Origin of the sequence: Streptomyces lavendofoliae (assembly GCF_014649735.1) — a bacterium.
Taxonomy (GTDB): domain Bacteria; phylum Actinomycetota; class Actinomycetes; order Streptomycetales; family Streptomycetaceae; genus Streptomyces; species Streptomyces lavendofoliae.
Window position 1 is genome coordinate 169550 of record NZ_BMTP01000008.1, and the last position, 25712, is coordinate 195261.

The window sequence follows — 25712 nt, forward strand, 5'->3', positions numbered from 1 at the left end:
GCCGGCGGTGTATCAAGGGTGGACACGCGGCTCACATCGCCGCTGAAGGGATGTCGACTGTGCAACGTCCAGCTGTGACGGCCGTGTTGGCCGCCGCCCTGCTCCTCGCGGCCGGGTGCTCGTCCGGCTCCGGTGGCCACCCCGCGGCCGGCCGGAGCGCCGGATCGCCGCCCGCCGCCTCCGCCGAGCCGTCGGGCTCGCCGTCCTCCCCGGGACCGTCGGCCCCGCCCGCGAAGGGCGCGGTGGCCGTCGTGTCCACGCTCACGGAGGGGCTGAAGTCGCCGTGGGGCCTGGCCGCCCTGCCGGACGGCGACCTGCTGGTCTCCTCGCGCGACGAGGGGACGATCACCCGGGTCGACGGGGAGAGCGGCGCCAAGACCGTGATCGGCTCGGTACCGGGGGTCGCTCCGGCGGGCGAGGGCGGCCTGCTGGGGCTGGCGGTCTCACCGGCGTACGCCTCGGACCACCTGGTGTACGCCTACTTCACCACCGAGTCGGACAACCGCATCGCCCGCATGCTGTACGACGAGCGGAGACCGGCCGGCCAGCAGCTGGGCGCGCCGGACACGGTGCTGCGGGGCATCCCCAAGGGCACCGTCCACAACGGCGGGCGGATCGCGTTCGGCCCGGACAAGATGCTCTACGCGGGCACCGGCGAGACCGGTGACACCGGCCTGGCGCAGGACGAGGACTCGCTGGGCGGGAAGATCCTGCGCATGACGCCCGACGGGCAGCCGGTGCACGGCAACCCCTCCGCGGACTCGGTCGTCTACTCGTACGGGCACCGCAATGTGCAGGGGCTGGCCTGGGACGCGGACAAGCGGCTGTGGGCGGCGGAGTTCGGGCAGAACACCTGGGACGAGCTGAACCTGATCGAACCGGGCAAGAACTACGGCTGGCCGAACACCGAGGGCAAGGGCGGCCGGACCGGGTTCGTCGACCCGGTCGCCCAGTGGAGGACCTCCGACGCCTCCCCGAGCGGCATCGCCGTCGCGGAGGGCTCGGTGTGGGTGGCGGGGCTGCGCGGCGAACGGCTGTGGCGGGTCCCGCTGGCCGGCGCGGCGCCCTCGGCGGCCCCCCGGCCGTTCCTGGAGGGCCGGTACGGCCGGCTGCGCACCGTGCTGGCCGCGGGCGGCGACAAGGTCTGGCTGGTGACCAGCGAGACGGACGGACGGGGCACGCCGGAGGCGGGTGACGACAGGATCCTCCGGCTGGAGGTGAAGTGAGGCGGGGGAACCGGTGGCCGCCCGGCGCGGGCACGCTTCGCGCGGGCGCCGGGCGCCGTCGCGGGGCGGCCCGCCGGCCCCCGGCCGCGCGGGGTCAGGCGGGGACTTCGCGGAGCAGGCGCAGGCGGTGGGCCAGGGCGGCGGCCTCGCCGCGGCCCGAGACGCCGAGCTTGGCCAGGATGTTGGAGACGTGCACGCTCGCCGTCTTCGGGGAGATGTACAGCTCCTCGGCTATCTGGCGGTTGGTGCGGCCCGCCGCGACCAGGCGCAGGACGTCCTGCTCCCGGGGCGTGAGCCCGAACCCCTCGTTCTCCGGCTCCGGGGCGGTGTCCCGCGGTGCCCCGAGGGGCAGGCGGGCACGGGCGGCGAGCAGCTCCAGGTCCTCGCGCAGCGGGCGGGCGCCCAGGTGCGCGGCCACCAGGTGGGCCTCGCGGACCAGCTCGGCGGCCCCGTCGCGCCGGCCGCCCCGGGCGAGCAGCGCGTCCGCCCAGCGGTGCCGGGCGCGCGCCAGCTCGTAGGGCCGCTCCAGAGGCCCGAGGACGGCCACGACCTCCGCCCAGCGGTCGGCGTCGTCGCGGCCCTCGGCGCGGGCCAGCTCGGCGGCGACGAACAGCGCGTGCGCGTGCCACACCGGGACCGGGGTCGCGAGCCGCCTGGCGTGCGCGCGGATCAGCGCCAGCGCCTCGGGCCGGCCCTCCTCCGCGGCGGGCAGCCCGCGCGCCTCCGCCTCGGCGGTGGCGGCGACCAGCAGCAGCGGCCAGGCGTACCGGTGGGCGCCGACCGGGAAACCGTCGCGCGCCGCCGCGGCCAGCCCCGCCCGTACGTCGGCGATGCGGCCCTGCGCCGCCGCGACGCCCAGCTCGACCTGGGCCAGCGGCAGCAGGTACTGCATCATCGGGTCGTGCCGGCCGTAGGCGTCACGGGCGAGCGACAGGTGCTCGGCCGCGACGGACGGTTCGCCGCGCAGCCAGGCGAGCTGGGCGCGCCTCAGGTGCGCCCCGCCGCGCGGCTTGGTGCTGTAGGCGATCCGCTGGAGCCGGTGCGCGCCCTCGCTCGCCTCGTCCCAGTGGCCCAGCGACATCTGCGACTCGACGAGGTTGCTCAGCACCCAGCCCTCGTTGTCGCGCAGCCCGCACTCCCGGGAGAACTCCAGTCCCTCCCCGGCGACGCGGACCGCCTCCCGGGAACGCCCCACGGCCTCCAGGCAGGAGGGGATGTTGATGTAGGCGCGTCCGGCCTCGTTGCGCACGCACAGTTCGCGGGCGCGGTCGAGGACGGCGCGCATCTCCGCGAGACCGGCCCCGATGTCGCCGGCGTCGACCATCAGAGCGCCGAGCGTGAGGCGGGCGTTCAGCTCGACCGGCTCGGCCCTGACCAGGCGGGCGTACTCGACGGCCCGCTCGGCCGCGGCGAGGCTCTCCGGACCGGGCGCGTGCAGCATGCCCCAGCCGGCCGCGACGGCGAGGACCTTGGCGTGGACGGCGGACGGCGGCAGGCCGCGGACCAGCTCCTGCGCGGTGGCGATCTCGGACCAGCCGTCGCCGCGCCCCAGGTTCGACATGAGCCGGGACCGCTCGGTCCAGAACCAGGCCGCGCGCTGGGGGTCCTCGCCGCCGGAGCGGCCGGCCGGGTCGCTCTCGTCGTCCAGGAGCCGCAGCGCCCGCTTCACGATCTTCAGGGCGCGTTCCCGCTCGCCGCAGAGCCGCGCGGCCACGGCGGCCTCGGCCAGCAGGTCCAGATAGCGCAGGGGGGTCGTGTCGGGGCAGCCGCACGCCGGGTAGGCATCGGCGTAGTCGATGGGCCGCAGGGAGGCGCGTACGTCCTCGGGCACGTCGTCCCACAGCTCCAGGCCGCGCTCCAGCAGGCGCAGCTGCTCGGCGTGGGCGTGGCGCTTGCGGGCCTCGACGGCGGCGCGGAGGACGACGGGCAGCGCCTTGGCCGCGTCGTGCGCGTGGTACCAGTAGCTGGCGAGGCGGGTGGTGCGCTCGTCGGCCCGTACGAGGCCGGGGTCGGCCTCCAGCGCCTCGGCGTAGCGCCGGTTGAGGCGGGAGCGTTCGCCGGGCAGCAGGTCGTCGCTGACGGCCTCGCGCACCAGGGAGTGGCGGAAGCGGTAGCCCTCGCCGTCGGGCACGGCGAGCAGGATGTTGGCGTTGACGGCGGCGCGGAGCGCCTCGATGAGGTCGTCCTCGGGCAGCCGGGCGACGGCGGCGAGCAGGCCGTACTCCACGGTGGAGCCGCCCTCGGCGACGATCCTGGCGACCTTCTGGGCGTCCTCGGACAGCCGTTCCACCCGTACGAGCAGCAGGTCGCGGAGGGACTCGCTGAGCGCGCCGGGCACGCAGTCGCCCTCCTGGCAGACCACGAGCTCCTCGACGAAGAAGGCGTTGCCGTCGGAGCGGCGGAAGACCTCGTCGACGAGCGCGGCCGCGGGCTCGGCGGCCAGGATGCCGGTCAGCTGCCGGTGGACCTCCGTGCGGGTGAACCGGGGCAGTTCGATGCGGCGCACGGTGCGCAGCCGGTCCAGTTCGGCGAGCAGGGGCCGCAGCGGGTGGCGGCGGTGGATGTCGTCGGCGCGGTAGGTGGCGACGACGACGAGCCGGCCGCGGTGCAGCGTGCGGAAGAGGTAGGCGAGCAGGTGGCGGGTGGAGGTGTCGGCCCAGTGCAGGTCCTCCAGGGCGAGGACGACCGTGCGGTCGGCGGCGATGCGCTCCAGGAGGCGGACCGTCAGCTCGAAGAGCCGGGCGGTGCTGTCCTCGTTGTACGGCTCGGGGCCGGCGGCGTCCCCCAGTTCGGGCAGCAGGCGGGCCAGTTCGCCCTCCTGGCCCTGCGCCGCGGCGGCGAGCTCGTCGGGGAGCGTGCGCCGCAGGGCGCGCAGCGCGGTGGAGAAGGGGGCGAACGGCAGCCCGTCCGCGCCGATCTCGACGCAGCCGCCGACGGCGACGACGGCGCCCCGCGCGCACGCCTCGCCGAGGAACTCCTCCAGCAGGCGCGTCTTGCCGACGCCCGCCTCACCACCGACGAGCAACGCCTGCGGCTCCCCCGCGGTGGCGCGGGAGAGCGCTTCGGTGAGGGCGGTCAACTCACCGGCTCGGCCGACGAACACCGGACTGACGGACCTGGTCTCCACGCCGCCGAGCATCGCACAGACCTGCGACGACGCGGCACTGGTTATCGGGACGGCGGCCATGCCCGCGGGTCCTTCGTCCGTCCCGGGACCGTCACGCGGCCCGCACGAACCGGCCGTGCTCGGTGTTCACCTGCCCTTCGGAGGTATGGCCGCCGGACCGGCGGTCGAGCGAACGGCGCGCCTTGCGGGCGGCCCTGGCGACGTTGACCAGCCGCTGGGCGTCGGCCTCACGGAGGAGGTCGGCGTGCCGGGCCTGCTGGAGTTCGTGGCTGAACATCGGGTTCTCCCTGGTGGGTTCGGGGCGTTGGGTACGCCTCGACTCTCGTCCCCCAGGGGGTGGGGCCGCATCGGGAGCCTGCCGCATCTTGGGCGGCGAAGGGTCCTTAGGCGCACCCGCGGGGTCCTCAGACCGGCGCGGACGCGCCCCGGGGGCGCCTACGGGAACCGGTGCCGGGTGACGGGTGCGAGGTCCTTCAGCGGGCTTCCCGGGCGGCCGCGCGCCACTCCGGGGCCAGGACGGACCAGACCTCCATGTCGTGGCGTACGCCCCGGTAGGGGTAACTCTCGCGGAGGACGCCGTCCTTGGTCATGCCCAGCCGCTCGGCGACCTTGATGCTGGCGGTGTTCGCCGAGGAGACCTGCCATTCGACGCGGTGCAGGCCGCGCTCGTACACCGCCCAGTCGATCAGGACGCGGACCGCGCGGGTGACCAGTCCGCGGCCGGACACCGACGGTTCCAGCCAGCAGCCCGCCTCGCAGGTGCCGGCGGCGGTGTCCATCAGCCGCAGCATCACCCCGCCGACGAGGGTGCCGTCCAGCCGGATGCCGAGGATGCGTCCCTTGTCGGCGGCGGTCTTGTCGGCGTAAGCCTGGAGGAAGGCACGCGTCGACGGCAGGTCCGTGCAGACGGTCGGGAGGGCGACGTACCGCCCGATGTACTCCCTGCCCCGGTCCATGTGGGCCAGGAGTTCCTCGGCCTGCCACGGTTCGAGCGGGCCCAGTTCCGCTCCGTCGTCACCCAGGGATATCGCGAACACGTTGGTGCCCCTCCACCGTTACGGCACGAGCTGTCCGTCGTCGCTCGCGCGCTGCCACGGGATCTTCGCACGGCCGGTTTCGCGGCAGCCGGGATTTTCGATGCTGATGCGCGGCAGGACGCGGTCGAGCCAGGCGGGCAGCCACCAGTTGGCGCCGCCGAGCATGTGCATGAGCGCCGGGACCAGGAGCGTACGGAGGATGAACGCGTCGAGGGCCACGGCGGCGGCCAGCCCGATGCCGAACATCGCGATCACGCGGTCGCCGGAGAGGACGAACGCCAGGAAGACGGCGATCATGATGACGGCGGCGGAGTTGATGACCCGGCTCGTCTCGGCGAGGCCGACCCGGACGGCCCGCCGGTTGTCCCCGGTCTCCAGCCACTCCTCGTACATCCGGCTGACCAGGAAGACCTGGTAGTCCATGGAGAGCCCGAAGAGCACCGACACCATGATCACCGGCAGGAAGGGCTCGATGGGCCCCGCCCGGCCGAGCCCGAGCAGCTCGCTGCCCAGCCCCCACTGGAAGATGGCGACGACCACCCCGAAGGCCGAGGCGACGGCGGCCACGTTCATCAGGGCCGCCTTCAGCGGGATCCCGACCGAGCGGAAGGCGAGCAGGAGCAACAGGCAGCCCAGGGCGATGACGACGCCGACGAACAGCGGCAGCTTGCCGATGATGACCTGCGCGAAGTCGTCGTAGCCGGCGGTGACGCCGCCGACGTACACCTGGAGGGAGGTGCCGTCCTCGGCGGTCGGCAGGATGTCGTCCCGCAGCCGGTCGACCAGGTCGCTGGTCCGCTGCGACTGCGGCGCGGAGTCGGGCACGACGGTGAGGACGGCGGTGTCGCCGCCGCCGCTGTACGTGAGGGGGCCGACCGTCTCCACGCCGCCGGTGGCGCGCAGGGCGCCGGGGAGGGTGGCGAGGGCGAGGCGGTCGTCGGCGCCGTCGAGCTCGGCGACCAGGGTCAGGGGGCCGTTGACGCCGGGGCCGAAGCCGTCCGCGAGCAGGTCGTACGCCTTGCGCGTGGTGGAGGCGGCCGGATTGTTGCCCTGGTCGGAGGTTCCGAGGTGGAGGCCGAGCGTGGGCAGGGCGAGGACCAGCATGACCACGGCGGCGACGGCGCCGAGCAGCTTGGGGTGGCGCTCGACGAACGCGGACCAGCGGGCGGCGAACCCGGTCGGCAGCTCGGGCTCCGGCCCGTGCTCGGCGAGCCGGGCGCGCTCGCGGCGCGACAGGGCCCGCATGCCGATGAACGACAGCAGCGCGGGCAGCAGGGTCACGGACGCGGCGACCGTGAGGACCACGGTGAGGGAGGCGGCGATGGCGACACCGTTGAGGAAGCCGAGTCGCAGTATCAGCATGCCCAGCAGCGCGATGCAGACGGTGGCGCCGGCGAAGACGACGGCCCGGCCGGTGGTGGCGACGGCGTCGCGCACCGCTTCGTCGACCGGGAGGCCGCTCTTGAGGCCCTTGCGGTGCCGGGTGACGATGAACAGCGCGTAGTCGATGCCGACGCCCAGGCCGATGAGCATGCCCAGCATGGGCGCGAAGTCGGCGACGGTCATCACATGGCCGAGCAGTCCGATCCCCGCGTAGGCGGTGCCGACGGAGACGAGGGCGGTGGCGATGGGCAGCAGGCTGGCGGCGAGGGAGCCGAAGGCGAGGAGGAGCACCAGGGCGGCGACGGCGACGCCGACGATCTCGGCGGTGTGGGAGGCCGGTGCCTCGGTGACCGCGACGGCGCCGCCGCCGAGCTCCACCTGGACGGCGTCGCTCGCGGCGGCGCGGGCGGTGTCGACGACGGCCCGGATCCGGTCGGGCGGGATCTCGTCGGCGGGCCGGTCGTAGGCGACCGTGGCGTAGGCGGTGTGCCCGTCCTCGCTGATCCGGCCGGGTTCGAAGACCGGTCCGGCCGGCCCGGGGCGCCCGGCGGAGCCCGGCACGGCACCGGACGCCCCGGATCCGGCCCCGGAGAGGGACGCGTGCTGGGGGGCGGTGGTGCCGGCCGCCGGGGCCGGGGGGCCGCCGGGGTCGTACGGGCCGGTGACGGACGCGACGCCGGGCAGCCCGGCGATCCCGTCGAGCATCGCGCTCATGCGGTCCTGGACGGCGGGCGCGCGGACGCTGCCCTCGGCGGTGTGCCAGACGATGGTGTCGCCGTCGCCGCCGCGGCCGTGGAAGCCCTCTTCGAGGAGCGTGGTCGCGCGGCCGGATTCGGTGCCGGGGACCTCGTAGTCGTTGGAGTACGCGGAACCGGCGATGCCGGAGGCCACCGTGACACCGACCAGGGCGAGAAGCCAGAGCAGGACGGCGGCGAGGCGGTGCCTGACGCACCATCGGGCGAGGGCTGCCAACGGGTGTGCTCCCTGAGTGGTTCGTGGTCCTTACCGGGAACTGCCCGTAAAGAACGCAGGACCTACGTACCGCCACTCTGGCAGCCTAAAATGATCGTTTGTCCCTTTCGTGGTGATACTCACAGCCAAAAAATCACGGTGTGCCCAAGCTCGGGCCATGGATCGCGCCCGGCCCGGGCCGTGGCCCGGGCCGGGGCCCGGGCTTCCGCCCATCCGTGACGGCTCAGCCGGAGACGCTGGGGCGCCCGTTCTCGATGTGGCCCATCAGCCGGCGGCGGAAGCCGTCGGGACCCGTGATCTCCAGGTCGTACCAGCCGTGCGCGTCCCCGGCGGGGTACGCCAGCGTGCGGCTGCGGCCCGCCGGGACGGTGACCTCGCGGGTCCGGGCGGCGAGGCCCGCCGCGTCGGTGGCGTCGGTGTAGCCGAGGGGACGGACGGTGAAGGTGACCGGCCCGTCCGCACCGGCCGCCAGGGTGAGGTGCAGGTCGCGCCGGTGCGGATCGACGCGGGAGGACACCTGGGCGCCGCCCGCCGCCCGGCCGGCGAACTCGCGGCGGAAGCCGTTGGGGCCGGTGACCGTGAAGCGGTACGCGCCGCCGGTGACGGGCACCCGCCATTGCGCGGTGCCCCTGACGTCCAGGTGCTGGGGGGCGGCGAACTCGCCCGCGTACGGGTACAGCGCGAAGGGCGCGTGCGCCGTCCCGGTGTTGCTGAGGGTGACGGTGACGGCCCCGTCCCGGAGGTGCCCGTACGCGTCCGTCCGGTATGGCAGCGGCCGCGCGGGGCGGGTGCCGGGCTCCTGGACGGGCATGTTCTGCACCGGCGGCGGCTGGGGGCGCCAGCGGCCGGTGAACGGCGGGATCGGGCCGGGCGGCTCCACCCGCGGCCGCGTGCGGCCGCGGGTGAAGTCGAAGGCCGACGTCAGGTCGCCGGTGACCCGGCGGCGCCACGGTGTGATGTTGGGCTCCCGGACGCCGGTCCAGGTCTCCAGGAAGCGGATCACCGAGGTGTGGTCGAAGACCTCGGAGCAGACGTGGCCGCCGACGCTCCAGGGGGAGACGACGAGCAGCGGCACACGGATCCCCAGCCCGGTGGGCAGCCCCTTCCACCGCTCGTCGGGGTCGGAGACGGGCGGCACCGGTGGCGGGACGTGGTCGAAGAAGCCGTCGTTCTCGTCGTAGTTGATCAGGAGGACGGTGTGCCGCCAGACCTCGGGGTGGGAGCCCAGGGCGTCCAGCACCTTGTGGACGAGGGTGGCGGAGGCGACCGGGGAGGACGCGCCGGGGTGCTCGGAGTCGGTCGCGGACGGCACGAGGTAGGAGACCTCGGGCAGGGTGCCGGCCGCGACGTCCGCCCGGAAGGCGCCGGCGAGGGTGCCGGTGGGGACCCGGCGCAGACCCCGCTCGAACAGCGACCGCTCCCGGTCGTCGAGCGCGGCGACCCCGTCCTCCAGCGCGGCGAGGAGCCGGGCCCGCTCGGCGGCGTCCTCGGTGTCGCGGACGGCCGCGTAGAAGGACTCCATGAAGGTGTGGCCGCCGGTCCTGGCCAGGGCCTTGCGGGCGATGTCCTTGAAGGTGGTGAAGAACTCGATGTTGTTGTCGGTGAAGTTCTCCCACTCCGTGTAGGTCTTCCACGTCCGGCCCGCCCGCTCCAGGCGCTCGGCGTAGGTCGGCCAGGGGTAGCCGGGGTGGGTGCCCTCCGCGTACGCGGCGTTGGTGACGGCCCGGCCGCCGTCGGCCTCGTACCCCGTCCAGCCGCTCCACAGGTGGTTGCGGTTGGGGCTGGTGGAGGTGTGGATCGACGAGTGGTAGGCGTCGCAGATCGTGAACGTGTCGGCCAGCTCGTAGTGCAGCGGGATGTCGTGCCGGTCGTAGTACGCCATCGTCGCGGCCGTCTTCGCGGAGACCCAGCCGTCCATCCAGCCGTCCCGCCAGGCCTTGGCGCCACCGCCCCAGGAGTGGTCGAGGTCGCCGATGTACTGGAGGTCCTTCTTCTGCGCCTCGGCCGCGCCCCGGACGGGGAAGGGCAGGACGGTGCGGCCCAGCGGCCCGGGCTGCTCGAACACCGGCCTGCCGGAGGGCAGTTCGACGGCGTTGCGGTCGCCGAACCCGCGGACACCGCGCAGGGTGCCGAAGTAGTGGTCGAAGGAACGGTTCTCCTGCATCAGGATGACGACGTGCCTGACCGCCCGCAGTCCCCCGGCGGGCGGAGCGGCGGCCATCGCCGCCCGCAGCGAGGGCGGGAGCAGCGATCCGGACGCGGCGGCGCCGAGGGCGCCTCCGCCCAGCGCGAGCATCCTTCGGCGCGACATGTCCTGCTGCCGCGAAGTGTCCGGTGACAAGCTCGACCTCCCGTCGACGTCCCAATGGTCCGCCTGCGAGCCATTGGGGGGTACGGTCGGGACGCTAATGAGAGCGGGTGTCGGCGGGAAGACCTCGCGACGACGGCGTGGTGAATGTCCAAGGGGCGAGGCGGCGAGTCCAAGCGTTGTGCCCTCGTTCGCCCCGCATCACCAGGTTTGTCGGCACGAAGTCATGGCTACTGCACGCCAGATGGGCATGAGCCGCGGAGGCGGGGGCAGAAGGACCAACGCCCCCCCACGGGACGACCCCCGGCCCCCGTCACCCTCCCCCCCCGGTGGCGGGAACGCCGGTCCACGGCTCGGCCCCCGCACCCCCTGACGGGTGCGGGGGCCGAGCGCTGCGGTCCGGGCGGCGTCAGCCCTCGACGCCGAGCCTCTCCAGGATCAGTTCGCGCACGCGGGCCGCGTCCGCCTGACCCCGGGTGGCCTTCATGACCGCGCCGACCAGGGCGCCCGCCGCGGCCACCTTGCCCCCGCGGATCTTGTCGGCGATGGCGGCGTTGGCGGCGATCGCCTCGTCCACGGCCGTACCCAGCGCGCCCTCGTCGGAGACGACCTTCAGGCCGCGCTTCTCGACGACCGTGTCCGGGTCGCCCTCGCCGGCGAGGACGCCCTCGATCACCTGGCGGGCCAGCTTGTCGTTGAGGTCGCCGGACGCGACGAGCTCGGTCACCCGGGCGACCTGCGCCGGGGTGATGGGCAGCGCGTCGAGCGACGTACCCGACTCGTTGGCGTTGCGGGCCAGCTCGCCCATCCACCACTTGCGGGCCTGGTCGGCCGGGGCGCCCGCCTCGGTGGTGGCGACGATCAGGTCGACCGCGCCCGCGTTGAGGATGGACTGCATGTCGTGCTCGGAGACGCCCCACTCCTCGCGCAGCCGGTTGCGGCGCACGCGCGGCAGCTCGGGCAGCCCCCCGCGCAGCTCCTCGACCCACTCGCGGGACGGGGCCACGGGGACGAGGTCGGGCTCCGGGAAGTACCGGTAGTCCTCGGCCTCCTCCTTCACCCGGCCGGACGTGGTGGAGCCGTCGTCCTCGTGGAAGTGACGGGTCTCCTGGATGATCGTGCCGCCCGCGTTCAGCACGCCGGCGTGGCGGCTGATCTCGAACCGCACGGCCCGCTCCACCGACCGCAGCGAGTTGACGTTCTTCGTCTCCGAACGCGTACCGAACTTCTCGGTGCCGTGCGGGCGCAGCGACAGGTTCACGTCGCAGCGCATCTGGCCCATCTCCATACGGGCCTCGGAGACGCCGAGGGCCCTGATGAGCTCGCGCAGCTCGGCCACGTACGCCTTGGCGACCTCGGGGGCCCGCTCACCGGCGCCGGTGATCGGCTTGGTGACGATCTCGATCAGCGGGATGCCGGCCCGGTTGTAGTCCAGCAGCGAGTGCGAGGCGCCGTGGATCCGGCCGGTGGCACCGCCCACGTGGGTGGACTTGCCGGTGTCCTCCTCCATGTGGGCGCGCTCGATCTCCACGCGGAAGACCTCGCCGTCCTCCAGCTGGACGTCCAGATAGCCGTTGAAGGCGATCGGCTCGTCGTACTGCGAGGTCTGGAAGTTCTTCGGCATGTCCGGATAGAAGTAGTTCTTCCGGGCGAAACGACACCATTCGGCGATCTCGCAGTTGAGCGCGAGGCCGATCTTGATGGCGGACTCGACGCCGACCGCGTTGACGACGGGGAGCGAGCCGGGCATGCCGAGGCAGGTGGGGCAGGTCTGCGAGTTGGGCTCGGCGCCCAGCTCTGTCGAACAGCCGCAGAACATCTTGGTCTTGGTGCCGAGTTCGACGTGCACCTCGAGCCCCATGACGGGGTCGTAGGCGGCGAGGGCGTCCTCGTACGACACCAGCTCAGTGATGACGGTCACGGAAAACCTCCCTCTCAGCCGAACAGGACGTCGTCGTCGCCGACGCGCTTCAGCTCGCGCACCAGGATGGCGAGGCCGGTCGCGATGGCGGCGGCGGACACGACGGCGTCGATCAGCAGCAGCATGTCGCTCTCGCCGTGCGCCTTGCGCGCCTGCTTGACCACGCTGAGCGCGCCGAAGGCGGTGGTGCCGATGGACAGGTACGTTCCGGCCCGGGACTTCCTGAAGCCCTTGGCCTTGGTCAGTGCGCTCACTGTGTCTCTCCGTTCTCCCCCGGGGCTGCCGCCCGGGAGGGGCACCCGTCTCCGCCCGCGCGGCGCAGAGGTGCGGATTTCGTCGTCATCTGCGGCCGGGCGGCCGCGCGTGCGTCGCTCACAGCGAGGGGGCCTCCTCCAGCAGCGGGTGGCCCCAGCGTGCCACGAAGGCGGCCTCGACGGCCGCTCCGACCTTGTACAGCCGGTCGTCCTTCATGGCGGGGGCGATGATCTGCAGACCGACCGGCAGGTCGTCCTCGGGGGCCAGGCCGCAGGGCAGCGACATGGCGGCGTTGCCGGCCAGGTTGGTCGGGATGGTGCACAGGTCGGCGAGGTACATCGCCATCGGGTCGTCGGCACGCTCGCCGATCGGGAAGGCGGTGGTCGGGGTCGTCGGGGAGACGATCACGTCGACCTGCTCGAAGGCCCTCTCGAAGTCACGGGTGATGAGCGTCCGCACCTTCTGCGCGCTGCCGTAGTACGCGTCGTAGTAGCCGGAGCTGAGGGCGTACGTACCGAGCATGATGCGGCGCTTCACCTCGTCGCCGAACCCGGCCTCACGGGTGAGGGCGGTGACGTCCTCGGCGGACCTGGTGCCGTCGTCGCCGACCCGCAGGCCGTAGCGCAGGCCGTCGAACCGGGCGAGGTTGGAGGAGCACTCCGACGGGGCGATCAGGTAGTACGCCGACAGCGCCAGGTCGAAGGACGGGCAGTCCAGCTCGACGATCTCGGCGCCCAGCTCCTTCAGCAGTCCGACGGACTCGTCGAACCGCTGGACGACGCCGGCCTGGTAGCCCTCGCCGCGGAACTGCTTGACGACACCCACGCGCATGCCCCGCACCGAGCCGTTGCGCGCGGCCTCGACGACCGGCGGCACGGGCGCGTCGATGGACGTGGAGTCCATCGGGTCATGGCCGGCGATGGCCTCGTGCAGCAGGGCCGCGTCCAGCACGGTCCGCGCACACGGCCCGCCCTGGTCGAGGCTGCTGGAGAACGCGACCATGCCGTAGCGGGAGACACCGCCGTACGTCGGCTTGACGCCCACCGTGCCGGTGACGGCGGCGGGCTGGCGGATGGAGCCGCCGGTGTCGGTGCCGATGGCGAGCGGCGCCTCGTAGGAGGCGAGGGCCGCGCTGGAGCCGCCGCCCGAACCGCCCGGGATGCGGGTCAGGTCCCACGGGTTGCCGGTCGGGCCGTAGGCGCTGTTCTCGGTGGAGGACCCCATGGCGAACTCGTCCATGTTGGTCTTGCCGAGGATGACGACGTCGGCCGCGCGCAGCTTCCGCACGAGCGTCGCGTCGTACGGCGGGAGCCAGCCCTCGAGGATCTTCGAGCCGACGGTCGTCGGCATGTCCCCGGTGGTGAAGATGTCCTTGAGCGCGAGCGGTACGCCCGCGAGCGGACCGAGCTTCTCGCCCTTGGCCCGCTTCTCGTCCACGGCACGGGCCTGGGCGAGGGCGCCCTCGCGGTCGACGTGCAGGAAGGCGTGCACCTTCTCGTCGACGGCCTCGATCCGGGCCAGGTGGGCCTCGGTGACCTCGACGGCCGTGAGTTCGCCGGAAGCGATCTTCTCGGCGATCTCGGCGGCGGTGAGCTTGATGATGTCCGTCATGTCAGTCCTCCCCCAGGATCTGCGGCACCTTGAAACGCTGCTGCTCCTGGGCGGGCGCGCCGGAGAGCGCCTGCTCGGGGGTGAGCGAGGGACGGACCTCGTCCGCGCGCATGACGTTGGTCAGCGGCAGCGGGTGGGAGGTCGGGGGTACGTCTTGGTCGGCGACCTCGGAGACGCGGGCGACCGCGCCGATGATGTCGTCGAGCTGTCCGGCGAAGTGGTCGAGCTCTTCGTCCTTCAGCTCAAGACGTGCCAGCCGGGCGAGGTGGGCGACCTCCTCGCGCGTGATGCCAGGCATGCAGCGATCCTCAGGGGTGAGTGTGATGGTTTTGGCCCAATCCTATGGGTCGGGGGCCCGTGGCCGTTAAACGGTTTGCCCCGGGCGCACCGCCGACGCCGCGCGCGGCCATCCGGCGCGGGCCGTGCGGTCGCCCTCCGAGGGCCGTGCGGTCGCGCTGCGGGGGGCGTGCGGTCGCGCTGCGGGGGGCTACTGCACCACCTGGTCGGCGCCCTGGGGGGACGGGGGCGCCGGGGGGAGTTCGCGCGACGGGCGGTGCCAGCCGGCCTCGCCGCGGGCGCGGAGCCAGGCCGTCGTCTCGGCCGGCGGCATCGCCGCGGCGACCAGCCAGCCCTGGACCGCGTCACAGCCGAGGTCCCTCAGCCGCTCCCAGGTCTCGTCGTCCTCCACGCCCTCGGCGACCACGAGCAGGCCCAGCGAGTGAGCGAGGTCCACGGTGCAGCGGACGATCTCGGCGTCCTCGTTGTCGACCGCCAGCCGCGCCACGAACGACCGGTCGATCTTCAGCTCGCTCACCGGGAGACGCCGCAGGTGGACCAGGGACGAGTAGCCGGTGCCGAAGTCGTCGAGGGACATCTTCACGCCGTGCCCGGTCAGGCCGGCCAGCGTGTCGGCGGCGCGCTCGGGGTCCTCCAGCAGGACGTGCTCCGTTATCTCCAGCTGGAGCGCGCCCGGTGGCACCCCGTGGCGGGCCAGGCGCGCGGCGACCGCGCCCGCGAAGCCGGGGGTGTGGACGTCGCGGGGCGAGACGTTCACGGCGACCGGGACGTACAGGCCCTGGGCGCGCCACTTGGCGACCTGGCCGAGCGCCGTCTCCAGCACGTACTCCGTGAGGTGCGGCATCAGCCCGGAGGACTCGGCGATGGCGATGAACTCGTCGGGCGGGACCTTGCCGCGTTCCGGGTGCACCCAGCGCACCAGCGCCTCCAGCCCGGCGACATGGCCGTCGAAACGGACCTTCGGCTGGTAGTGCAGCTCGACGTCGCCGGCGTCCAGGGCGCGGCGCAGGTCGCCGAGGAGGCCGAGCCGGTCGGGGGTGTTGGAGTCGCGCTTCGACTCGTACACCTCGACGCCGGTGCGGTCGCGCTTGGCCTGGTACATGGCGACGTCCGCGCGCTGGAGCAGACCTTCCGCGTCCCGCGCGTGGTCGGGGAAGACGGCGACGCCGGCGCTGGCCTCCAGGACCAGCGTCAGCCCGTCCAGGTCGAGCGGCGAGGACAGTTCGGCGGCGAGCTGCCGGGCCACGCGCTGGGCGCTGGTGGTGGAGTCGGCGACCGGGAGGAGTACGGCGAACTCGTCGCCGCCGAGCCGGGCCGCCTCCGCGCCGCGCGGCAGCGCCAGCCGCAGCCGGTCGGCGATCTGGAGCAGCAGCCGGTCACCCGCCAGGTGCCCGAGCGTGTCGTTGACGGACCGGAAACGATCAAGATCGATCAGCACCAGGGCGGCCCTGACGCCTTCGCCCTCGGCCTCCTCGAGCGCGGACCAGGTGCGCTCCAGCAGCCACTGGCGGTTGGGCAGGCCGGTGAGCGGGTCGCGCAGCTGTTCCTCCGCCCGCGCGCGGGCTATCCACAGCGTGGAGTCCAGCGCGATCAGGGGCACCGCGAACAGCGGCAGCATCACCGGCAGGGAGACGGCGACGACGCAGATCAGCGGCGCGATGCCGAGCAGCGCGACCGCCACGAGTCCCTGTCGCAGCAGCGCCGTCCGGGCGGCGGTGGGCAGGCCGCCGCTCTGCGGGGCGAGGGTGTACCACAGCAGTAGCCGGGTCACCACCAGGTACGCGGCGGCCGCCAGCGCGACCTCCGGCACGGCCCCCATCCCCCATTCGAGGGGCTGCCACGGCTGTTCGACCGTCGGTACGTCCCCGAAGGCGGCGAGGACGAGGGCCGCCGCCCCGATGCCGAGGATGTCCGCCGCGCCGTGCAGCAGGCCCTGCCTCCAGCGGTGCCGCCGCGCCGCCCCGACCAGGACGACGACGGCGAGGCTGACCAGCCCGGCCGGCACCCAGCCGTACAGGAGCAGGACGGCCAGGGTCAGCGCGGCGCCCGAGCCCGTGCCGCCCCACCAGCGGTCCCGGCCGAGTGCCACGAGGTGGCCGACGATGATGCCGGTGAGCACGGCGAGCGACCAGCCGGCGGTGGAGCCGGGGAACAGGGCGTGACCGCCGCTCACGGCACCGTACAGACCGGTCGTGAGGACGAGGGCGGCGACGGCCACGACGACGTTCGGGAGCCTGGAGGCGATGCCCGCGCGGGCCGCGTAGACACGCGGCCGTGAGACCGGGGCGGCACTCTCGGTCGGTTTCATTCCGTCCCTCTCACAGCCGGCGGTGCCGTTGCCACGCGTTGGCCCGTAGTCATGCCGGCACGGCCGGATCCGATCCCCGGCCGGGCACGACAGGCGCCGTCTCAACAGTAGGCCGCTGAAGGCTTCGACGGGCAGCGCTCTACTGGTCTTGCCCGAATGCGACCCGGCCACCCTTATCCATCTGGTATGCGCTGAACGGGTGACCTTTTTCGGGCGTTCACCGGCCTACTGTTCGAGTGGAACGGCCACCTCGCGCGCCGCGTCCGCACCCTGTTCGAGCAGCACACGGAAGCCGTCCTCGTTCAGGACCGGAACCTTCAGCTGCATCGCCTTGTCGTACTTGGAACCAGGGTTGTCACCAACGACCACGAAAGCGGTCTTCTTCGAAACGGAACCGGTCACTTTCGCTCCGCGGCTCTGGAGGGCCTCTTTTGCGCCATCCCTGGTGTGGTCCTGCAGGGTGCCGGTGACCACGACGGTCAACCCCTCCAGCGGGCGCGGCCCCTCGTCCTCGCCGGCGCTCTCCTCCTCCATCCGGACCCCGGCCGCCCGCCACTTGCGCAGGATCTCCCGGTGCCAGTCCACCTCGAACCACTGCTTGAGGGAGGCGGCGATGGTGGGGCCGACCCCCTCCACGGCCGCCAGCTCCTCCTCGCTCGCCTGCTCGATCCGGCCGATCGAGCGGAACTCGCGCGCCAGCGCCTCCGCCGCCACCGGCCCGACGTGACGGATCGACAGGCCGGTGATGATCCGGGCCAGCGGCCGCTCCTTGGCCGCCGCGATGTTCTCCAGCATCGCCAGCGCGTTCTTGCGCGGCTCGCCCTGCTGGTTGGCGAAGATCGTGACGACCTTCTCCTCGCCCGTCCTGGGGTCCCGCTTGGGCAGACCGCTGTCCTGGTCCAGGACGTACGCCTTGATGGGCAGCAGTCGCTCGATGGTCAGGTCGAACAGGTCGCCCTCGTCCACCAGGGGGGCCTCGGCGGGCTCCAGGGGCTTGGTCAGCGCGGCCGCCGCCACATAGCCGAAGTTCTCGATGTCCAGGCACTTGCGCCCGGCGAGGTAGAAGAGCCGCTCACGCAGCTGCGCCGGGCACGTACGGCCGTTGGGGCAGCGCAGGTCGACGTCGCCCTCCTTCATCGGGCGCAGCGGCGTCCCGCACTCGGGGCACTCGGCGGGCATGACGAACTCCCGCTCCGTGCCGTCCCGCAGGTCGGCGACCGGCCCCAGGATCTCCGGGATCACGTCCCCGGCCTTGCGCAGCACCACCGTGTCCCCGATGAGGACGCCCTTGGCCTTCACCACGTCCTGGTTGTGCAGGGTCGCGAACTCGACCTCCGAGCCCGCCACCGTGACCGGCTCCACCTGCGCGTACGGCGTCACCCGGCCCGTGCGGCCCACCCCCACCCGGATGTTGACCAGCTTGGTGTTGACCTCCTCCGGGGCGTACTTCCACGCGATCGCCCAGCGCGGCGCCCGCGAGGTCGAACCGAGGCGGCCCTGGAGGGGGATCTCGTCCAGCTTGACGACCACGCCGTCGATCTCGTGCTCCACCGAATGGCGGTTCTCGCCGAAGTACCCGATGAACTCCCGCACACCGGCGATGTCGTCGACCACCCGGTTGTGCCGGGCCGTCGGCAGGCCCCACTCGCGCAGCAGCTCATAGGTCTCCGAGAGCCGGGCGATCTCCAGTCCGTCCCGCGCGCCGATGCCGTGCACCACCATGTGGAGCGGGCGGGTGGCGGTCACCTTCGGGTCCTTCTGGCGCAGCGAACCGGCCGCCGCGTTCCGCGGGTTGGCGAAGGGCTTGTCACCCGCCTCGACCAGGCGGGCGTTGAGCTCCTCGAACTTCTCCATCGGGAAGTAGACCTCGCCGCGGATCTCGACGAGATCCGGGATCCGGTCGCCCCTCAGCCGGTCGGGCACGTCCGAGATCGTGCGGATGTTCGGGGTGATGTCCTCACCCGTCCGGCCGTCGCCCCGCGTCGCCGCGCGGGTCAGGCGCCCCTTCTCGTACGTCAGGTTGACGGCGAGGCCGTCGACCTTCAGCTCGCACAGGAAGTGGTATTCCGAGGTGCCGACCTCCTTGGCGACGCGGTCCGCCCAGCCGGCCAGCTCCTCGTCGTCGAAGGCGTTGTCCAGCGACAGCATCCGCTCGCGGTGCTGGACGGCCGTGAACTCCGTCGCGTACGACCCCGCGACCTTCTGGGTCGGCGAGTCGGGCGTACGGAGCTCCGGGTACTCCTCCTCCAGGGCCTCCAGCGAGCGCAGCAGCCTGTCGAACTCGGCGTCGCTGACGACCGGCTGGTCCTTCACGTAGTACCGGAAGCGGTGCTCCTCGACCTGCTCGGCCAGCTGCGCGTGCTTGTCCCGTGCCTCCGCCGGCACGACGTCCTGCTGTTCGACAGCCACCGTCTTTCCTCCCGTTACTGACGTCACTCAGGGTTGTCCGCGAGCGATCTCGCCGCCTTGACGCAGTGGGCGAGCGCGGCACGGGCGTACGCGGGCGAGGCACCCGCCAGCCCGCACGACGGGGTGATCACCAGCGACTCGGCCAGAGTCCCCGGATTCAGCCCCAGCCTGCGCCACAGCGTCCTGACACCCATGACGCTACCGGCAGGGTCCGACAATGGAACGTCGGTCGACTCGACCACGCCCACCAAGAGCCTCGTGCCTCCCTCGACCGCCTCCCCGATCTGCTCCTCGTCACGTTCGGTGAGCAATCCGAAATCGAACGAGATGCCCGCCGCGCCGGCGCGGCGCAGCAGCGCGAACGGCACGTCCGGGGCGCAGGAGTGCACGATCACCGGCCCGTGCCCCTCGTTCACCGCGACGAGGTCGCGCAGCGCGCTCTCCACGACCTGCCGGTCCACGGCCCGGTACGTGCGGTAGCCGCTCGCGGTCCGCACCTGTCCGCGCAGTACGGCGGTGAGGGACGGCTCGTCGAGCTGGAGCGCCACCCGCGCGCCCGGCACCCGGCGCCGCACCTCCGCGAGGTGGGCGCGCAGCCCCTCCGCCAGCGAGGCCGCCAGGTCACGGCAGGCCCCCGGGTCGCCGAGGGCCGCCTCGCCACCGCGCAGCTCCAGCGCGGCGGCCAGCGTCCACGGACCCACGGCCTGCACCTTCAGCAGTCCCTCGTACCCCTGGGTGAACTCCTCCAGGGCGTCGAGGTCCTCCCCCATCCACGACCGGGCCCGCCGGGTGTCACGGCCCGGCCGGTCGCTGACCCGCCAGCCGCTCGGCTCCACGTGCGCGTACATCTCCACCAGCAGCCCGATGGTCCGCCCGATCATGTCGGCGCCCGGGCCCCGCGCGGGCAGCTCCGCCAGGTGCGGGAAGTCCTCGAAGCTGCCGGTGACGGCCCTGGCGGCCTCCCGGGCGTCCCCGCCCGGCATGGACCCGATCCCGGTGGCCGGTCCCCAGCCGAAGTCGTCGTCGCTCATCGTCCGGGCCGCACCGTCAGGTCGTTGATCTCCGCGTCGCGCGGCAGGTCCAGCGCCGTCAGGATCGCCGTCGCGACCGACTCCGGGTCGATCCAGCGGGAGGCGTCGTACTCCTTGCCCTCCTGCTGGTGCACCTTGGCCTGCATGGGGCTGGCGGTACGGCCCGGGTACACGGACGTCACGCGCACGCCGGCCGCGTGCTCCTCGTGGCGCAGCGAGTCGGCCAGGGCCTTGAGGCCGTGCTTGGAGGCGGCGTACGCGGACCACTCGGCGTGCGCGTTCAGGCCGGCCCCGGAGTTGACGAACACCACGTGGCCCTGGGAGACCCGCAGCTGCGGCAGGACGAGCCGGGTCAGCTCGGCGGGCGCGATGAGGTTCACCTCCAGCTGGCTCCGCCACGCCTTGGTGGTGAGGTCGCCGACCCGCCCGAGGTCGACGACGCCCGCGACGTGCAGCAGCGAGTCGAGCCGGTCGGGCAGTGTCTGGTGGGAGAAGGCCCAGGACAGCCGGTCGGGACTGGCGAGGTCGCCGACGAGGGTGCGGGCACCCGGGTAGGTGCCGGCCAGCTCCTTGGCGCGCCCGGCGTCACGGGCCAGCAGGACGAGTTCGTCGCCCCGTTCGTGCAGGCGGCGGGCGACGGCCGCGCCGATGCCCGAACCCGCCCCGGTGATCATGTGTGTAGCCATACGGGCCATGCTCGCATCCGGACGGCGCCTACCGGATCCCGGCGCTCTCCTCCAGGTACGCGAGGGCCGACACCCCGTCCTCCGCGAAGAACACCAGGTCGGTCAGCGGCAGCGGCAGGAACCCCTCGGCCTCCATGCGCCGGAACTGCTCCTTGAGCCCGTCGTAGAAGCCCGCCGCGTTGAGCAGGACCACGGGCTTGTCGTGCTTGCCGTGCTTCTTCAGCTCCAGGATCTCGGTGGCCTCGTCGAGGGTGCCGGTGCCACCCACCATGATCACCACGGCGTCCGCCCTGGCCAGCATCAGCGCCTTCCGCTCGGCGAGGTCCTTGGCGAACACCATCTCGTCGGCGCCGGCCCGCGCCTTGGCGGCGAGGAAGTCCACGGACACGCCGACGAGCCGTCCGCCCACCGCGTGGACGCCGTCCGCGACGACCTTCATCAACCCCGTGTCGCTGCCGCCCCACACCAGGCAGTGGCCCCCCTTGCCGAGCAGCTCGGCGAACTCGCGGGCGGGGACGGTGTACCGGTCGTCGAGGTCGGCGGCGGAGAGGAAGACACAGATGTTCATGGTCCAACCGTACGGGGAATCGCCTGCGGGACCCGTCCGTTGTACCGGCCATGACGGGACACCGCATCACCATCGAGCAGGGCGCCGATCACGTACGAGTCGTGCACGACGGGCACCTGATCGCCGAGAGCCGGCGGCCGCTCGTCCTGCGCGAGACGGGCTGCCCGGTGCGCTACTACCTGCCCGCCGAGGACGTCCGCACGGAGCTGCTGTCGGCGTCCGACACCCACACGTACTGCCCCTTCAAGGGAACGGCGTCCTACTGGTCCCTGCCCGGGGCCGACGACGCGGTATGGGCGTACCCCGACCCCAAGCCCGAGGTCGGGCGGATCAAGAACCACTTCTGCTTCTACGGGACGGAGGTGGTGTGACGGCGAGCGATGAGTTCCGCGCACGCGTGGACAACTGCGCGCACATGGCCGGCGGGACGACCACGTCGGGCGACGGCACCCGTATCGCGTACGAACGCCGCGGCGACGGCCCGCCGCTGGTGCCGGTGAGCGGGGCGCTGGGCACGGCCGCCCGCCACGGCTCCCTGACGGGCCAGACCCACACTGTCGCGCCCCAGGCCCTGGCCCCGTCCGCGTTCTTCAGGAACGGGTGAGAGGCTCCTCCGAAGACCAGAACCCGGACCGGACGTTGGGGGTGGGGATTGCGACTCCGTCGTAGGCAGGCCCGTTCGGCACAGACTTCGGCTCGCCCACCCCAGACTTCACTACGCATGGGGTTGTTGCCTCGAAGAACGCTTGTCCCTGGTAGCCGAAGAGAACACGAATGGCGAAGGCTTCCGGCGTTTGAGCGTAGACAGCGGGCATTTCTGGGTCCCGCCTCACCGCTGTAATTTTGTAGCCTTGCTTCTTCCAGAACCGCTCGACGACCCCAAGGAAGTTGCCTCGTCGCTGGTCAGAGATGACGGTCATGACGGTACGGCGACGGGTTACCTCGCACGAGCCGCTCGTTGTGTCTTCGTGCGCCCACTCGATTTCCGGTACGACGGCCGCAATCGTCGCGTCAAGCATTCCATCAGCGCGTTCCGCCGCTTCCTGCATATTCATGCCCGTCACCCCACTAGCACTGCTTTGGTCTGTCTCGGCTTCGCACGCGACTACGCACAGACCTGTCAAGATTAGCGCGAAAATCATCCTCCCGGCCTGCATCACGCGTTTCATCGACGTTCCTCTTTCACGATCTTTTCCGAACGCCCTGCAACGATGGCTGCAATGTTGTCGGCAGACACTTGGTCTGCCGACGGAGTGAAGTACTGGGAGTGCGCATCGAAACCTCCCCTATCCCTCAGCAAGCGGGGCCCGTCGTCCACCATGAAACGCTGCGCTCCGAAAGCGCGACTGGCGGGGTCCTTACCGAAGTAGACGTCGTCATTTCCGGCATCAATGAGGTCGCGAGTGAAAAGAGCTCCAGCAGGTCCACCGAAGGCCATCTCGTCGCGTGCCGGAAGGTGAGTGACCGGGTCGTGGTCGGATGCACCGACGAAGACATGCTCCTCACCCACACCCAGCTCCCCTGCCCTCTGCACCCCTACCCCGGGGCTGCCTAGAAGAATGATGTCGTCCGCTCCCGGGATTCCGCCTGGCTGCTTTGCCGCCGTACCAACTGTGAGCGACCCGTAGGAGTGCCCAATGGCTGTGAAGTGCGCGTCGCCGTGTTCGTTGGTGGCTTCCAAGCCGGACATGAACGCGTTGTAGGCGGGGGCACCCCGTTCGGCATCACCCTCCGTCATGACGTCAATATGCTGCGGGGCGTCATAGCCGAGCCAAAGGATTGCAGCACTTGACGGGTCGATCTGCCGCGCCCCCATGGCCGTGTCCCGTGCACGCTTGAGGGTGTCTTGGAAGTCACCGTCGTCGAGTTTAGTGCCGAGCCCGGGGACGTAGGCCGACACATGCCGAGCCGTGTCCGGATTTCCGTAGGAGACGATGGCACGTCCATTTCCCTCGTCACCGACTCCTAGAAGGAACATGGGGATACGGCTCGGCTCATTCAGCTTCGCCTGAAGCATCCGCAAACCGTTCAACTCGGTTTCGGATCCCCCCTGCCTCGACAGCTCGTCGATGAGCAGCGGCAGCCAGGTGCGGTTCGCCTCGTCGCGGTCGGTGGCCGGGATGCCGTCCAGGCCGCCGATCAGGTCCGGGGCGATGTCGATGTACTCCCGGCGCTGTTCCTCGGGGAGGGCGTCCCACCAGGCCCTCAGCTCGGCCGGCGACGCGTCCGCGGGGATGGCGTCGCCGAGGTGCCGGCCCGCCGCCGCGCGGACGCCCGCCGTGTCGCGGGCGGCGTCCGCGAGGGTGGCCGCGGTGACGTCGAGGCCCTTCGCCGCCCTGAGCCGGTCCAGCGTCGCGGCGTACGCGCGGTCGATCTCGGCGGCGGCCCGGACGGCTCGGGCGATGCGGTCCGCGATGGCCTGCGCCTTCTCCGCGTTCGGGTCGAGCGGCCGGACGGCCGGGGCGGGACCGGTCCGGCCCGTGATCCGGTCCAGGGGGAGGCGGGCATCACCTCGGACGTGACCGCCCGGGGTGGGCGTCTCACCCGCAAGGGTGGCCGCGGTGGCGGGCGGGAAGCTGACGGAGCCGTCCTCGTGGACGGTGAACCGCAGATCGCCCGCCTCCGCCAGCGCCTGCCGCAACTGCCGCTGCGGCTCCGCCAGATCGGCCGCCAGGGCGTTCAGGGTGGTCCGGACGAGGCCGCACTCGGTGTGCAGGTACTGGTAGTTGCGGCTCAGCCGCTGGAGGCGCCCGAGGGCCGCCGCGGCGGACCGGCTGTCCTGGGTCTCCCGCAGCCGTGCCGTCATCAGCCGGTCCACGCGCGCGCGGTCGGCCCCCGACCGGGCGGACACCTCGTGCCACGCGTCGCCCGCGTCCTCCAGCGCGGCCGGCCTCAGGTCCCGCAGGACGCGCCAGGTGAGGACGGTGCCGGTCACCGGTTCCCCCCGTCCGGCCGGGCACCGCCGAAGGAGTGCCCCACCGCCGTGTCGGTCTCGCCCAGCTCCTTGGCGACCTTCGACAAGGCACCGGTCAGCTGCGCGCACTCGTCCCGTACGGCGGTGAGGCGTTCCTCCCAGGAGGCCAGGACCGCCCGCAACGAGGCCACGGACGTCAGGCCCGCGCCGGCGGTCCCGACGCCCTCGTGGCCGGTGGCGAGGGAGCGGCGGCCGCCCTCCGCCCGTACGCGCAGCTCGTCCGCGGTGCCGGACGCGCCGGTCCAGGGCCCGCCGCTGTGCTTCAGCGCGCCCGGTCCCGGCGCGAGGTCGAGCAGTTCCTGCCAGCGCTGCGTGTACGTCACGTACGCGTCCCCCGCACGTCGATGGTCACGCACAGCGACGCGCTGTGCGCGCGGCGACGTTAGCGCAGGCGGAGACGGTCCGGGCGCGCGCCGGGGCGGACCGGGACGCCCCGGTCACGCGAGGTTGACGCCGCTACGGCCGGGCGCCGGCCACCGCCGTGCGGCGGGTCGTCGTGGCGATGGTGGCCGAGCCGACCACGCGGGTGCCGTCGTACAGGACGATCGCCTGGCCGGGGGCCACGCCCCGGACCGGCTGCTCGAACGTGACGCGCAGCTCGCCGTCCTCCAGGGTCGCCGTGACCGGGGTCTCGTCGCCGTGGGCGCGGAGCTGGGCCGTGTAGGTGCCGGGGCCCGAGGGGGCCGTGCCGCACCAGCGGGGCCTGATGGCGGTCAGGGCGGTGACGTCGAGGGCCTCGGCGGGGCCCACCGTCACGGTGTTGTCGACGGGCGAGATGTCGAGGACGTAGCGGGGCTTGCCGTCCGGGGCGGGGTGGCCGATGCGCAGGCCCTTGCGCTGGCCGATGGTGAAACCGTAGGCGCCGTCGTGGCTGCCGACCCTGGTGCCGGACTCGTCGACGATGTCGCCCTCCGCCTTGCCCAGGCGGGAGGCGAGGAAGCCCTGGGTGTCGCCGTCCGCGATGAAGCAGATGTCGTGGCTGTCGGGCTTCTTCGCCACGGCCAGGCCCCGCCGCTCCGCCTCCGCGCGGATCTCGTCCTTGGTGGTGAGGGTGTCGCCCAGCGGGAACATCGCGTGCGCGAGCTGCTTCTCGTCGAGCACGCCGAGGACGTACGACTGGTCCTTGGCCATGTCCGAGGCGCGGTGGAGCTCCCGGGCGCCGTCCTCGCGGGTGACGACCGTGGCGTAGTGGCCGGTGCAGACCGCGTCGAAGCCGAGGGCCAGCGCCTTGTCGAGGAGCGCCGCGAACTTGATCTTCTCGTTGCAGCGCAGGCACGGGTTGGGGGTGCGTCCGGCCTCGTACTCGGCGACGAAGTCGTCGACGACGTCCTCGCGGAACCGCTCGGCCAGGTCCCACACGTAGAACGGGATGCCGATGACGTCGGCCGCGCGGCGGGCGTCGCGCGAGTCCTCGATGGTGCAGCAGCCCCGGGCGCCGGTACGGAAGGACTGCGGGTTCGCGGACAGGGCGAGGTGCACACCGGTCACGTCGTGACCGGCCTCGGCGGCGCGGGCGGCGGCGACGGCGGAGTCCACGCCGCCCGACATGGCGGCGAGCACACGGAGGGGGCGCTGGGGAGTGTGAGTCATAGCCCTACC

At 72.6% G+C, this 25712-nt stretch carries 21 protein-coding genes; 3 read left to right on the forward strand and 18 right to left on the reverse strand.

Features of this window, described 5'->3' with window-relative positions; translation table 11 throughout:
- Nucleotides 1-50 precede the first annotated feature (50 nt).
- Nucleotides 51-1226, forward strand: coding sequence for a PQQ-dependent sugar dehydrogenase (locus tag IE109_RS17175; RefSeq protein WP_189551760.1), 1176 nt, complete (start codon nt 51-53; stop codon nt 1224-1226).
- A gap of 94 nt (nt 1227-1320) precedes the next feature.
- Here the strand turns inward: IE109_RS17175 and IE109_RS17180 are convergent, their stop codons facing one another.
- From IE109_RS17180 to IE109_RS17245, 14 genes are all read right to left on the reverse strand, one after another.
- The gene (locus IE109_RS17180) at nt 1321-4413 is read right to left on the reverse strand and encodes a helix-turn-helix transcriptional regulator (protein WP_229891151.1); all 3093 of its coding nucleotides are present in this window, start codon (nt 4411-4413) and stop codon (nt 1321-1323) included.
- Between the two features lie 31 nt (nt 4414-4444).
- The gene (locus tag IE109_RS17185; protein ID WP_189551761.1) at nt 4445-4630 is read right to left on the reverse strand and encodes a hypothetical protein; all 186 of its coding nucleotides are present in this window, start codon (nt 4628-4630) and stop codon (nt 4445-4447) included.
- Nucleotides 4631-4826: 196 nt separating this feature from the next.
- The gene (locus tag IE109_RS17190) at nt 4827-5390 is read right to left on the reverse strand and encodes a GNAT family N-acetyltransferase (protein ID WP_189551762.1); all 564 of its coding nucleotides are present in this window, start codon (nt 5388-5390) and stop codon (nt 4827-4829) included.
- An 18-nt stretch (nt 5391-5408) separates the two neighbouring features.
- On the reverse strand, nt 5409-7745 hold the full coding sequence (locus tag IE109_RS17195) for an MMPL family transporter (protein ID WP_229891153.1): 2337 nt from the start codon (nt 7743-7745) through the stop codon (nt 5409-5411).
- A gap of 223 nt (nt 7746-7968) precedes the next feature.
- Entirely contained in the window at nt 7969-10056 is a 2088-nt protein-coding gene (locus IE109_RS17200) for a phosphocholine-specific phospholipase C (RefSeq protein WP_189551904.1), read from the reverse strand.
- Nucleotides 10057-10462: 406 nt separating this feature from the next.
- A complete protein-coding gene (gene gatB / locus IE109_RS17205; RefSeq protein ID WP_189551763.1) occupies nt 10463-11974 on the reverse strand; it encodes an Asp-tRNA(Asn)/Glu-tRNA(Gln) amidotransferase subunit GatB in 1512 nt (503 codons plus the stop codon).
- Between the two features lie 14 nt (nt 11975-11988).
- Nucleotides 11989-12228 carry a hypothetical protein gene (locus IE109_RS17210; RefSeq protein WP_189551764.1) on the reverse strand — a complete coding sequence of 80 codons (240 nt, stop codon included), beginning with the start codon at nt 12226-12228 and terminating at the stop codon, nt 11989-11991.
- Between the two features lie 118 nt (nt 12229-12346).
- Nucleotides 12347-13840, reverse strand: coding sequence for an Asp-tRNA(Asn)/Glu-tRNA(Gln) amidotransferase subunit GatA (gene gatA / locus IE109_RS17215; RefSeq protein WP_189551765.1), 1494 nt, complete (start codon nt 13838-13840; stop codon nt 12347-12349).
- A gap of 1 nt (nt 13841) precedes the next feature.
- The gene (gene gatC, locus IE109_RS17220; protein ID WP_016642027.1) at nt 13842-14138 is read right to left on the reverse strand and encodes an Asp-tRNA(Asn)/Glu-tRNA(Gln) amidotransferase subunit GatC; all 297 of its coding nucleotides are present in this window, start codon (nt 14136-14138) and stop codon (nt 13842-13844) included.
- A 189-nt stretch (nt 14139-14327) separates the two neighbouring features.
- Nucleotides 14328-16445 carry a putative bifunctional diguanylate cyclase/phosphodiesterase gene (locus tag IE109_RS17225; RefSeq protein WP_189551766.1) on the reverse strand — a complete coding sequence of 706 codons (2118 nt, stop codon included), beginning with the start codon at nt 16443-16445 and terminating at the stop codon, nt 14328-14330.
- Between the two features lie 225 nt (nt 16446-16670).
- Nucleotides 16671-18854 carry an NAD-dependent DNA ligase LigA gene (ligA, locus tag IE109_RS17230; RefSeq protein ID WP_189551767.1) on the reverse strand — a complete coding sequence of 728 codons (2184 nt, stop codon included), beginning with the start codon at nt 18852-18854 and terminating at the stop codon, nt 16671-16673.
- Nucleotides 18855-18877: 23 nt separating this feature from the next.
- Nucleotides 18878-19885: a methionine synthase gene (locus tag IE109_RS17235; protein ID WP_189551768.1), complete on the reverse strand. Its 1008-nt coding sequence runs from the start codon at nt 19883-19885 to the stop codon at nt 18878-18880.
- Entirely contained in the window at nt 19882-20580 is a 699-nt protein-coding gene (locus IE109_RS17240) for an SDR family oxidoreductase (RefSeq protein WP_189551769.1), read from the reverse strand. The genes IE109_RS17235 and IE109_RS17240 overlap by 4 nt, the downstream gene beginning before the upstream one ends.
- A 19-nt stretch (nt 20581-20599) precedes the next feature.
- Nucleotides 20600-21139: an LOG family protein gene (locus IE109_RS17245; protein ID WP_189551770.1), complete on the reverse strand. Its 540-nt coding sequence runs from the start codon at nt 21137-21139 to the stop codon at nt 20600-20602.
- 50 nt (nt 21140-21189) lie between these two features.
- On the opposite strand from IE109_RS17245, the gene IE109_RS17250 reads away from it, so the two are divergent.
- Together IE109_RS17250 and IE109_RS34035 are read left to right on the forward strand one after the other, a co-directional pair.
- The gene (locus IE109_RS17250; protein WP_189551771.1) at nt 21190-21510 is read left to right on the forward strand and encodes a DUF427 domain-containing protein; all 321 of its coding nucleotides are present in this window, start codon (nt 21190-21192) and stop codon (nt 21508-21510) included.
- Nucleotides 21507-21743, forward strand: a complete 237-nt coding sequence (locus tag IE109_RS34035) for a hypothetical protein (RefSeq protein ID WP_373297724.1) — start codon at nt 21507-21509, stop codon at nt 21741-21743. The genes IE109_RS17250 and IE109_RS34035 overlap by 4 nt, the downstream gene beginning before the upstream one ends.
- Here IE109_RS34035 and IE109_RS17260 read toward each other — a convergent pair.
- From IE109_RS17260 to mnmA, 4 genes are all read right to left on the reverse strand, one after another.
- Complete coding sequence (locus tag IE109_RS17260) at nt 21730-22308, reverse strand: hypothetical protein (RefSeq protein ID WP_229891154.1); 579 nt, start codon at nt 22306-22308, stop codon at nt 21730-21732. The two genes, IE109_RS34035 and IE109_RS17260, sit on opposite strands and share 14 nt — an antisense overlap.
- On the reverse strand, nt 22305-24074 hold the full coding sequence (locus IE109_RS17265; RefSeq protein ID WP_189551772.1) for an alpha/beta hydrolase: 1770 nt from the start codon (nt 24072-24074) through the stop codon (nt 22305-22307). Before IE109_RS17265 ends, IE109_RS17260 begins: the two co-directional genes overlap by 4 nt.
- Nucleotides 24071-24436 carry a hypothetical protein gene (locus IE109_RS17270; protein WP_189551773.1) on the reverse strand — a complete coding sequence of 122 codons (366 nt, stop codon included), beginning with the start codon at nt 24434-24436 and terminating at the stop codon, nt 24071-24073. Before IE109_RS17270 ends, IE109_RS17265 begins: the two co-directional genes overlap by 4 nt.
- 133 nt (nt 24437-24569) lie before the next feature.
- A complete protein-coding gene (gene mnmA, locus IE109_RS17275; protein WP_189551774.1) occupies nt 24570-25703 on the reverse strand; it encodes a tRNA 2-thiouridine(34) synthase MnmA in 1134 nt (377 codons plus the stop codon).
- Nucleotides 25704-25712: the final 9 nt, after the last annotated feature.